This window comes from Bradyrhizobium sp. UFLA06-24, from assembly GCF_054967145.1.
This window is the reverse complement of the sequence record NZ_JADFUE010000028.1, coordinates 77,702-87,004: the sequence shown is the minus strand read 5'-3', so window position 1 is coordinate 87,004 and position 9,303 is coordinate 77,702. Positions and strand designations below refer to the sequence as shown.

Annotated in this window: 11 protein-coding genes; 6 read left to right on the top strand and 5 right to left on the bottom strand. The window is 65.1% G+C overall.

Annotation, left to right across the window (positions count from 1 at the left end; translation table 11 throughout):
* The coding region (locus IF809_RS22505) for a DUF2189 domain-containing protein (protein WP_462838558.1) at positions 1-470 on the top strand (470 nt) is incomplete at its 5' end.
* Between the two features lie 218 nt (positions 471-688).
* Here the strand turns inward: IF809_RS22505 and IF809_RS22500 are convergent.
* The 3 genes from IF809_RS22500 to IF809_RS22490 are packed head-to-tail and all read right to left on the bottom strand — an operon-like array spanning position 689 to position 1,975.
* Complete coding sequence (locus IF809_RS22500) at positions 689-1,201, bottom strand: SRPBCC family protein (RefSeq protein WP_128968275.1); 513 nt, start codon at positions 1,199-1,201, stop codon at positions 689-691.
* Positions 1,198-1,668, bottom strand: a complete 471-nt coding sequence (locus IF809_RS22495) for an SRPBCC family protein (RefSeq protein WP_462838557.1) — start codon at positions 1,666-1,668, stop codon at positions 1,198-1,200. Before IF809_RS22495 ends, IF809_RS22500 begins: the two co-directional genes overlap by 4 nt.
* Positions 1,661-1,975: an ArsR/SmtB family transcription factor gene (locus IF809_RS22490; RefSeq protein WP_128968273.1), complete on the bottom strand. Its 315-nt coding sequence runs from the start codon at positions 1,973-1,975 to the stop codon at positions 1,661-1,663. The genes IF809_RS22495 and IF809_RS22490 overlap by 8 nt, the downstream gene beginning before the upstream one ends.
* 116 nt (positions 1,976-2,091) lie before the next feature.
* On the opposite strand from IF809_RS22490, the gene IF809_RS22485 reads away from it, so the two are divergent.
* Genes IF809_RS22485 through IF809_RS22475 form a run of 3 tightly spaced genes read left to right on the top strand, consistent with a single transcriptional unit; the run spans position 2,092 to position 4,755 of the window.
* Entirely contained in the window at positions 2,092-3,537 is a 1,446-nt protein-coding gene (locus IF809_RS22485; protein ID WP_462838556.1) for an LVIVD repeat-containing protein, read from the top strand.
* 2 nt (positions 3,538-3,539) lie between these two features.
* Positions 3,540-4,085 carry a hypothetical protein gene (locus tag IF809_RS22480; RefSeq protein WP_462838555.1) on the top strand — a complete coding sequence of 182 codons (546 nt, stop codon included), beginning with the start codon at positions 3,540-3,542 and terminating at the stop codon, positions 4,083-4,085.
* A 49-nt stretch (positions 4,086-4,134) separates the two neighbouring features.
* Entirely contained in the window at positions 4,135-4,755 is a 621-nt protein-coding gene (locus IF809_RS22475; protein ID WP_188637449.1) for a LysE family translocator, read from the top strand.
* A 31-nt stretch (positions 4,756-4,786) separates the two neighbouring features.
* Here the strand turns inward: IF809_RS22475 and IF809_RS22470 are convergent, their stop codons facing one another.
* Complete coding sequence (locus IF809_RS22470; RefSeq protein WP_462838554.1) at positions 4,787-5,593, bottom strand: N-formylglutamate amidohydrolase; 807 nt, start codon at positions 5,591-5,593, stop codon at positions 4,787-4,789.
* Between the two features lie 75 nt (positions 5,594-5,668).
* Between IF809_RS22470 and IF809_RS22465 the strand changes: the two genes are divergently transcribed.
* Positions 5,669-6,067, top strand: a complete 399-nt coding sequence (locus tag IF809_RS22465) for a gamma-glutamylcyclotransferase family protein (protein ID WP_128968269.1) — start codon at positions 5,669-5,671, stop codon at positions 6,065-6,067.
* 80 nt (positions 6,068-6,147) lie between these two features.
* Here the strand turns inward: IF809_RS22465 and IF809_RS22460 are convergent, their stop codons facing one another.
* Positions 6,148-6,711 (bottom strand): chlorite dismutase family protein, encoded by a 564-nt coding sequence (locus IF809_RS22460; protein WP_462838553.1) that lies wholly within the window; start codon positions 6,709-6,711, stop codon positions 6,148-6,150.
* 267 nt (positions 6,712-6,978) lie between these two features.
* Here IF809_RS22460 and dnaG point away from each other — a divergent pair, with 267 nt between their 5' ends.
* Positions 6,979-9,009: a DNA primase gene (gene dnaG / locus IF809_RS22455; RefSeq protein ID WP_462838561.1), complete on the top strand. Its 2,031-nt coding sequence runs from the start codon at positions 6,979-6,981 to the stop codon at positions 9,007-9,009.
* Positions 9,010-9,303: the final 294 nt, after the last annotated feature.

Below are 9,303 nucleotides of genomic sequence, written 5' to 3'. Positions count from 1 at the left end.
CTGCGATACGCTCCCGCAGCGAGATCGGCTGGATGGCCTTCGTCACGCTGTTCGTCTTCGTGATCTGGATGTATCAGGTGCGGCTGTTGATCGCCCTGCTGCTCGGCCTGCACGCCTCCTTCTCGAGCCTGCAGGAATTCATCACGGTGGTGCTGACGACCAATGAGGGGCTGATGTTCCTCGCCATCGGCAACGCGGTTGGCGCCGTGTTGTCGCTGATCTTGTTCTCGCTGACCGTAGTGTCGTTTCCGCTGCTGCTCGACCGCGAGGTCGATTTCGTCACGGCGATGGTGACGAGCGTGCGCGCCGTGGTGACCAGCCCGCTGCCGATGATCTGCTGGGCCGCGGTGATCGTGATGCTGCTGATCGTCTCGGCGCTGCCCTATTTCCTCGGGCTGATCGTGACGCTACCGGTGCTCGGGCACGCGACGTGGCATCTTTACCGGCGGCTGGTGGTGCCGCTGCCGTAGTGCCGCAGGGTGGGCAAAAGCGAAGCGTGCCGACGCCTTTCTATCGGATGCGAAGACGTGGGCACGGCGCGTTGCGCCATTGCCCACCCTACGATACTGCCGGCATAGTCGTCATTCCGGGGCGCCGAAGGGCGAACCCGGAATCCATTGATCCGCCAACTCTGCTGCGCGATGGATTCCGGGCCCGCGCTTCGCGCGTCCCGGAATGACCAGTGCACCTACGGCGTCTTGATGCCCATGGCCTTCAGCGCGTCCAGCATGCGCTGCGGCGGTCCGAGCCTGACGGCGAGTGGCTTGCCGGTTTCCAGCACGCTCTTGAGGCTCGAGAGGATCGCGGGCCAGCCCGAGCGCCCGCCGGACAGGATATCGTCGCTGAGCTCGCGGTCGTGGCCTTCGCTCATCGTGAGCCTGACAGCATCGCCGACCGGCTCGATGTCGTAGGTGACGAGGGTCGGGCCCAGCTTCTCGATCAATTCCGGCCAGTTGACGTTGAAGGTCACCGCGAGCTTGCGCGGCGGATCGTAGGCGAGCACTTCTCCGCTGATGTGCAATGCGCCGTCGGGCGTACGAACGGCGAAGGCGCCGCCCAGCCGGGGCTCGACCTCGACGGCATTGCCGAAGAAATATCGCCTGCTGAACTCCGCCGAGGTCAGCGCTTCCCAGACCTTCTCCGGCGTCGAGGCAATGTAGATGGTGTAGACCGTGAGCGGCCTGAACTGATCGAGCTTCATTTTGCGTCGAACCCCTTGTTGAGCGCCGTGCGCGGAATGGCGAGCACCTGGCCGCGCTCCAACAGGCTCTTGAGTCCGGACAGGATCGCCGGCCAGCCATTGGAGACGGCGCCGAGATATTTGCCGCCCTCGACAAAGCCGCCGTGCAACACGGTCAAACGCACGAGCGAGCCGAACGGTTCGATGGTGAAGACCACGCGCGAGATCGGTTCGCCGCGTAGCTCCTCGTATTTGTGATGCTTGAAGCTGTAGGACAGGCGCCGCGGCGGATCAGCCTCCAGGATCTCGCCTGAGTCGGTCACTTCCCCGTCGAGTGCGAGCGCGAAGGGCGAGCCGACCTTCCAGTCGGAGCGGACCTCGGCGCCGAACCAGTATTGCCTGGTGAATTCGCTCGACGTCAACGCCTGCCACAGCTTTTCCGGCGTGGTCTCGATGTAGGTGACATAGACGAATTGCGGTTTACTCATCACGCTTCTCCAGCTGTCGTTTCAATTCGCTCAGTGCGGCGAGCTTGCCGCGCTCGAATTTCCTGATCCAGCGCTCGCCGATCTGGTGGATCGGCACCGGGTTGAGATAGTGCAGCTTCTCGCGACCATGCTTGATGGTCGTGACCAGATTGGCCTCCTCCAGGATGACCAGATGCTTGGTCACCGCCTGCCGCGTCATCGCGAGGCCTTCGCAGAGTTCGTTGAGTGTTTGGCCGTTCCTGGCGTGAAGCCTGTCCAGCAGCGACCGTCGCGACGCATCGGCAAGCGCTTTGAAGACCTCATCCATGAAAGCGATAATAGGCAACCAAATGGTTGCATGTCAAGATGGTGTCTTGGGCGCGTGGGAGTGGCTGTGCTAGCCTTGACGCTCAGCCAACGCAGATTGGTTCCGGGAGGACTTTGATGTTCCGTTGCGTCCTGACTGCTGCCGCCCTCATTCTTTTCGCCGGCAGCACTTCCGTTCACGCCCAGAAGCAAACGATCGGCGCGCCGCCCGAGGCGTCCAACATGAAGCTGGTGGGCAGCAACGATCTGCAGGCGCGCAGTGCCTATCAGCCGACCATCCACCATCAGGGCGACCGCTGGATCGCCTATATCGGCCATCACGGCGGCACCGATGATGTGCCTGCTCCCGTCAATCCGATGACGGGGCAAGCGGAGCCGAACGGGACCTCGATCGTCGACGTCACTGATCCCGCGCATCCAAAATATCTCAAGCATCTGCCGGGGCAGGAGGGCAAATACGAATCCGGCGGCGCGCAGATGGTGCGGGTCTGCGACGGCAAGACCGTGCCGAAGGGCGATCCCAACGCGGTCTACATGCTGCGCACCTTCGGCAGCGAGGCGCATGAGATCTGGAACGTCGCCGATCCCGCAAACCCCGTGCTGCTCACGCGCCTCGGCGGCTTGAAGGACACGCACAAGAGCTGGTGGGAATGCGACACCGGCATCGCCTATCTCGTCTCGGGTGCGCCGGAGTGGCGCACGCGGCGCATGACGCAGGTCTATGATCTGTCCGACCCCGCCCATCCGCAGAAGATCCGCGACTTCGGCCTGCCCGGGCAGGAGCCGGGATCGACCGGCGCGGTGCCGACCGAATTGCACGGGCCGATCTCGACGGGGCCCAATGGCAATCGCGTCTATTTCGGCTACGGCACCAACAAGGGCGGCATCCTGCAGATCGTCGATCGCGACAAGCTCCTGCACGGGCCGAAGGAACCGACACCGGACAATCTGCGCTCTCCCGAAATCTCGCGGCTGCCGATGTCGGCGTTCAACGGCGCGCACACCACCTTTCCGATGCTCGACATGCCCGTGGCGGAGTTCGCCGAGGACAAGGAGGGCAAGACGCGCGACATCGTCATGATCGTCGACGAGGCCATCCTGAACGAATGCGGCGAGGCGCGGCAGATGGTGTGGTTCGCGGACGTCACCACCGAGACGCGGCCGATGATCATTTCGAGCTACACGGTGCCCGAGGCAAGCGGGCAGTTCTGCCAGCGCGGCGGCCGGTTCGGTTCGCATTCCTCGAACGAGAGCATGGCGCCGGTCTATTACAGGAAGATGGCCTTCATCGCCTTCTTCAATGCCGGCGTGCGCGCGCTCGACATCCGCGACCCCTATCATCCCAAGGAGGTCGGCTATTTCATTCCTGCCATCACGCCGGCGACCGACAAGCGCTGCATTCCGGTCGAGGGCGGCGAGCGCTGCAAGGTCGCGATCCAGACCAACAATGTCGAGACCGACGACCGCGGCTATATCTACATCGTCGATCGCGCCAACACCGGCTTGCACATTCTCGAACTGACCGGGGCCGCGCGCGCCGTGGCCGGCCTTCCGAAGAATTGACGATGCGGCGCGTGGCGACAACGGCGGCGGCGGTGATCGCGCTCGGCGCGACCGGCGTCGGCGCATATCAGCTGGCGCCGCAGCCAGCGACAGTTTCGGCACATTGGCGCGAGATCGCCTGGCCGTTTCCGCGCGACGGGTGGCCTGCGGGCCGCGCCTTTCGCTGTGAGGGCGGGGCCTGCGACGGCGCCGCGCTCTATCTCCGCGCCAAGCGTGGCTTCTGCAATTGCGACAGCGGCGTCGCCGATGACGACGAGGTCGATCGCGTCGCCGATATCGACCTGATCACCCCGCGCTTCAGGCCGACTGCGCCGGGCGAGCTGGTGCATGTCGGTGAGATGCACGGTCGCGCGCGGGCCTATAATCTCGCGACATATGATGGCGCCGGTCACGCCGCGGTCGGCATTGCCGTGTCCCGGCGCTGCGATCTCTTTGTCGCGGCCGCACAAGGGCGCGGCGATGCCGGCGCGATGCAGCAGGCGGCGCTCGCGTTTCTGGAGACGCTGGACATCAAATCGTGGGCGATGGCCGCGCTGGACGGAAAGTGAGTGCCATGCATTAATGACCGCGAACCGCTTCGAGCTTCGAGTCCTCGCCATGATGTCCATGCAAGCCTATTTCGCCTTCGTCGCCGCCTGCATTGCGCTCGCGCTGCTGCCGGGGCCCATCGTCACGCTCGTCATCGCCAACGGCCTTCGCCACGGCACGCGCGCGGCGCTGACCAACGTCGCCGGCGCGCAAGCGGGCCTTGCCATCGTCATCGGCATCGTCGCGATCGGCCTGACCTCGCTGATGTCGACCATGGGCTACTGGTTCGACTGGGTCCGCTTTGCCGGCGCGGCGTACCTGGTGTGGCTCGGCATCAAGCTGATCCGGGCACCGATCGAAGGCGTCAAGGTCGACGAGCCGCCGGCCCCGCCGCGCGGCGGATTCTTTCTCCAGGGTTTCCTGGTGCTGCTGTCCAACCCCAAGGTGCTGGTGTTCTTCGGCGCCTTCATTCCGCAGTTCATGGACATGAACCAGCCGCACGTTCCGCAAGTGGCGCTGCTGGGCGTCACCTTCATGGTCACCGCCGTGATGACGGACGCGCTCTACGCGATCGCCGCCGGCCGCGCCCGAAAATTCTTCTCGGCGCGCCGCACCCGCCTGATGTCGCGCATCTCCGGCGGCTTCATGATCGGCGGCGGCATCTGGCTGGCGCTGACCCGGGCGAAATGAGCTCCCGGTTCAACCCTGATCTGCGGCGCAGCTAGTCGACGAGCCGCTGCGCTCGCAGCTCGATCTCGATCTCCGCAAAAATCCGCGCCAGCCGCTCGGCCCATTGCTGCTGGCCGGACTGATCGGCGATCAGGTCCTGCCGGATCTCGATGCCGGTATTGATGAGGCCGCGCGCCTCGCCGTGCACGGGGATGGTGTAGTCGGTGAGATCGCTCGCCGCATAGGGCTCGTTGTCGCCGACGACGAGATCGCTCTCGCTGCGCAGATGTTTCAGCAGCAGCTTCGGCAGCACGGTGTCGCGGTTGTAGAGCGCGCCGATGTGCCAGGGCCGCGCGACGCCGGCATAGACCGGCGTGAAGCTGTGCAGCGCCACCAGCACCGTCGGCCGCTTCGCGCGAAGGCGGCTGTCGATCGCGGCGTCGATGCGGTGATGATAGGGCTCGAAGATCTCGCGCCGCCTTAGCGCGCGCTCGCCGTCCGAAATGCCCTCGTTGCGCGGGATCCTCGTCGCCTCCGAGATCACGGGGATCGAGCTCGCGACGCCGGGCGGGCGGTTGCAGTCGATCACGAGCCGCGAATAGCGCTGCGCGATCAGATGGGCGTTCAGCATCTGCGCCATCCGCTCGGCGACGCCGGCGATGCCGATGTCCCAGCCGATGTGCCGCGACAGCTCGCTCTCGGGAATGCCGAGATCACCGAGTGCGCGCGGCAGGACGCGGCCGTAATGGTCCGACGTGAGCAGGAAAGGCGATGTGCCCTCCGCATTCACCTCATGCACTGGCGGAACATCGCCCTCGCCAAGCAGGTGATCGGTCGTCTCGGCCGTGTGCAGGTCCATCCTGATTGCCTATCAAACGATAATCTGTCTAAACGGAGTAACCCCATTGCACCGGCGCCGCAACGTCAGGACAACATGAGCTTCGATCGTCTCTTCGTCTACGGCACCCTGATGCGCGGCTTCGACCATCCGATGGCGCGGCTCTTGGCGCAGCATGCGGATTTCCTCGGCGAAGCGACGTGCCGTGGCCGGCTCGTCCTCGTGAAGCATTATCCGGGATTGCTGCTGTCGGACGCCGCATCTGACCTCGTTCATGGCGAGCTGTTCCGCTTGCGGGCAGGCGATGAGCTGCTGCGCGAGCTCGACATGTACGAGGCCTGCGGCGAGGGCTTTCCGGAGCCGACCGAATATCTGCGCCGGCTGATCGACGTGACAGGCGCTGATGGCACGACGTCGCCGGCCTGGACCTATGTCTACAACTGGCCGGTGACTGATCTGCCGCACATCGAGTCCGGCCGCTTTCTCGAGCATTAAGCCTGATCCGGAAAAGTGCGCAGCGGTTTTCCGACAAGATCATGCTCAAATAAGAGCTTAAAGCGCGATCTCATCGCGCTTTAAGCCGACAGCACTTCCTTCACCACGCGCAAATCGACTTCGCGCTCGACATAGCTCCATTCCTCGGTCCGCCGGAGCATGCCGACCAGCTCCTCGAACAGCGAGGCGTGCGCAGGGGCGAACTCGAACCAGGTCAGGAAATCGAAGGGCTCGCCGAGGTCGCGGCAGTGGTAGAGCTGGCGCGCGATGGCGGGCAGGAAACGAAGGCTGCTCGCGATGTGGTGCGACTTGTCTTCGAAGATCTTGCGCCGCTCCTCCTGGGTCAGGTCCCACCAGGCCTGCGACTTGCGGATCGGGATCAGCGCCGCGCTGGTCGCCTCCAGCCGGCCGAGGCCGGCCTGCACACTCTCGAGCTGCTGCTTCTCGGGTCGCTCGGTGTAGCGCAGATTGCTGGGCAAGCCGACCAGCCGCCAGGCGTTGCGCGAGGGGATCAGCGGCAGCGCGACGGCCTCGCCGTCGGTCACCGACAGCGCCGGCATGAAGGGCAGGGGCTCGCCCGTCACAGGCGATAGCGAGGTCACGCGCCAGCCCCCGCTCTGGCCACCCCGAAAGGTCCTGAACATGGCCTATCGAAGCGTGGAACCGGGCGGGGTTCAAGCTCTCTGTCATTCCGGGGCGCGCGAAGCGCGAGCCCGGAATCCATTTCTCCCAGCATACCGGCGGCTCGATGGATTCCGGGCTCGCCCCTTTGGCGCGCCCCGGAATGACAGAACGCCCTGTGCATAGGTCGAATAGTCAGGATAACCCGCCCAAACCTGACTTCTGGCCCCGCCGCACCTATATCCCTGATCCTTCGCCCGACTCACCCCGGATTGCGCTACATCCACGCCATGCGCTTCACGCCCCAATTTCTCGACGAGCTTCGTGCCCGGCTTTCGGTTTCCGAGGTCGTGGGCAAGCGCGTCAAGCTGAAGAAGGCGGGGCGGGAGTGGAAGGGGCTGTCGCCGTTTCAACAAGAAAAGACGCCGTCCTTCTACGTCAACGACCAGAAGGGCTTTTACCACGACTTCTCCTCCGGCAAGCACGGCGACATCATCACCTTCGTGATGGAGACCGACGGCCTGCCGTTCGCGGAGGCGGTCGAGCGGCTCGCCGGCATGGCCGGCCTGCCGCTGCCGGCGGTGACGCCGGATGCCGCGCGGCACGAGCAGCGCCGCCGCACCCTGCATGACGTCATGGAGCTCGCGGCCAAGTTCTTCTCCGAGACGCTGGCCTCGCGCGTCGGCGCGAAGGCGCGCGGCTATCTTGCCGATCGCGCCATCTCGCCGGCGACGCAATTGCAGTTCCGCCTCGGCTATGCGCCGCCGCCGCCCGAGCGCTTCGCGCTGAAGGAGCATCTCGGCAAGCTCGGCGTCTCCGTCGAGGACATGATCGAGACCGGTCTTCTGGTCGCCGGCAACGACATCCCGGTGCCCTACGATCGTTTCCGCGATCGCGTGATGTTTCCGATCACGGATCTGCGCGGCCGCGTCATCGCCTTCGGCGGACGTGCGCTGGAGAAGGACGTTCCGGCCAAATATCTGAACTCGCCGGAGACGCCGCTCTTCCACAAGGGCGACAATCTCTACAATCACCAGGCCGCGCGCAAAGCTGCCCATGACGGCAGCGCGCTGATCGTGGTCGAAGGCTATGTCGACGTCATTGCCATGGTCACAGCGGGCTTTTCCGGCACCGTGGCGCCGCTCGGCACCGCGCTCACCGAAAACCAGCTCGCGCTGCTCTGGAAGATGGCGGACGAGCCGATCCTCTGCTTCGACGGCGACCGCGCCGGACAGAAGGCCGCCTATCGCGCCGCCGATCTCGCGCTGCCCTTTCTTAGCCCCGGCAAGAGCCTGCGCATTGCGCTGCTGCCGGAAGGGCAGGACCCCGACGATCTCGCGCGCTCAGGTGGCCGGGCTGCGATCGAGGAGGTGATCGCGGCGGCGCGGCCGCTCGCCGACATGATCTGGTCGCGCGAGCTCGAAGGCGGCAATTTCGCAACCCCCGAGCGCCGTGCCGCGCTGGAAGCGCGCATCAAGGAGCTCACGAACGGCATCCGTGACGAAGTCGTGCGTCGTTACTACCGCGACGATTTCGTCGAGCGGCTGCAGCGCACCTTCTCGCCCGACGGCGGGCGTGGCTTTGGCGGCCGGGGCAATTTCCGCCAAGGCCAGGGAGGAGGCGGCCGCCCGTTCCAGCCCCGCGGCTTTCAGGCGAATCGATTCGGCCAGGGATTCGGCCAAGCATTCGGGGGAGGCCGCCGCGGCGGTCCGCCTGGCCCCACCCCGCTACCGTCGGGTCCCTACCAGGCGGCGAGCCCGCAGCTGGCGGCGAGCCCGATCATGCGCGGGCAGCGGAGCGCTATTTCGCGCCGCGAGGCCCTGATCCTGCAATGTCTGATCAACCACCCCTGGCTGCTGCATGATCACCTCGAGGAGGTCGCCGCCCTGGAGCTGGCCCATCCCGAGGCCCATAAGCTCCGGGCTGCCATTATCAGCGCCTTCGTCAACGATCATTACCACTCCCCGGACCCCGAGGAGCAGGCGGAGAAGATGCGCGGCGACCTCGAAAAGGGCGGGTTTTCGCAGGTTCTTCAAAGGGTTGAGAGCGCCATCACGACTGCTGCGGTGTGGGGCGCCCGCGAGGGCGCGGCGCGGGACGACGTTCTTGCCACCTGGCACCAGCTCGTTGCCTTGCATCGGCAATGGCATTCACTACTTAGAGAGCTGAAAGACGCCGAGCTGGCCTTGGGGGAGGACCCCAGCGAGGCCAATTTGGCGTGGCTGCGTGACGTCAAGGCTCGGATAGGAGAAGTCGACGGCACCGAGGCCCTGATCGAGGGTTTTGGCGAGCTGTCCGGCCGGTTCCAGAAGAGCGTGTGATGAAAGAATCATGCGGACGGCGGTGGCCGGAACCGCTAAAAGACTCGCCAAATCCAAGGTTTGGCGGCAAAAACAGGGTTAATCGAGGCTTAACGGTCTTGTAGCACTTTGGCCCCCGCGGCCGCAGGCAGAACAGACGCGTCAGGAATGAATCCGCGCAACAGCTGTTGGCACTTCACCTGCATCCGCCGCGACAAAGAGGCTCACGAAGCGTTAGGCAAATCCGGCGAGAGAAAGGTCGGGGTGGCGAGATATTGTGCGCGCCGCCCTTTCCGTGTCGAGATCTGACGAAGC

Excerpts from the sequence above, each read along its gene's own strand:
- IF809_RS22500 (WP_128968275.1), bottom strand. The coding sequence starts at position 1,201 with ATGAAGCTCGATCAGTTCAGGCCGCTCACGGTCTACACCATCTACATT.
- IF809_RS22495 (WP_462838557.1), bottom strand. The coding sequence starts at position 1,668 with ATGAGTAAACCGCAATTCGTCTATGTCACCTACATCGAGACCACGCCG.
- IF809_RS22490 (WP_128968273.1), bottom strand. The coding sequence starts at position 1,975 with ATGGATGAGGTCTTCAAAGCGCTTGCCGATGCGTCGCGACGGTCGCTG.
- IF809_RS22485 (WP_462838556.1), top strand. The coding sequence starts at position 2,092 with ATGTTCCGTTGCGTCCTGACTGCTGCCGCCCTCATTCTTTTCGCCGGC.
- IF809_RS22480 (WP_462838555.1), top strand. The coding sequence starts at position 3,540 with ATGCGGCGCGTGGCGACAACGGCGGCGGCGGTGATCGCGCTCGGCGCG.
- IF809_RS22475 (WP_188637449.1), top strand. The coding sequence starts at position 4,135 with ATGATGTCCATGCAAGCCTATTTCGCCTTCGTCGCCGCCTGCATTGCG.
- IF809_RS22470 (WP_462838554.1), bottom strand. The coding sequence starts at position 5,593 with ATGGACCTGCACACGGCCGAGACGACCGATCACCTGCTTGGCGAGGGC.
- IF809_RS22465 (WP_128968269.1), top strand. The coding sequence starts at position 5,669 with ATGAGCTTCGATCGTCTCTTCGTCTACGGCACCCTGATGCGCGGCTTC.
- IF809_RS22460 (WP_462838553.1), bottom strand. The coding sequence starts at position 6,711 with ATGTTCAGGACCTTTCGGGGTGGCCAGAGCGGGGGCTGGCGCGTGACC.
- dnaG (WP_462838561.1), top strand. The coding sequence starts at position 6,979 with ATGCGCTTCACGCCCCAATTTCTCGACGAGCTTCGTGCCCGGCTTTCG.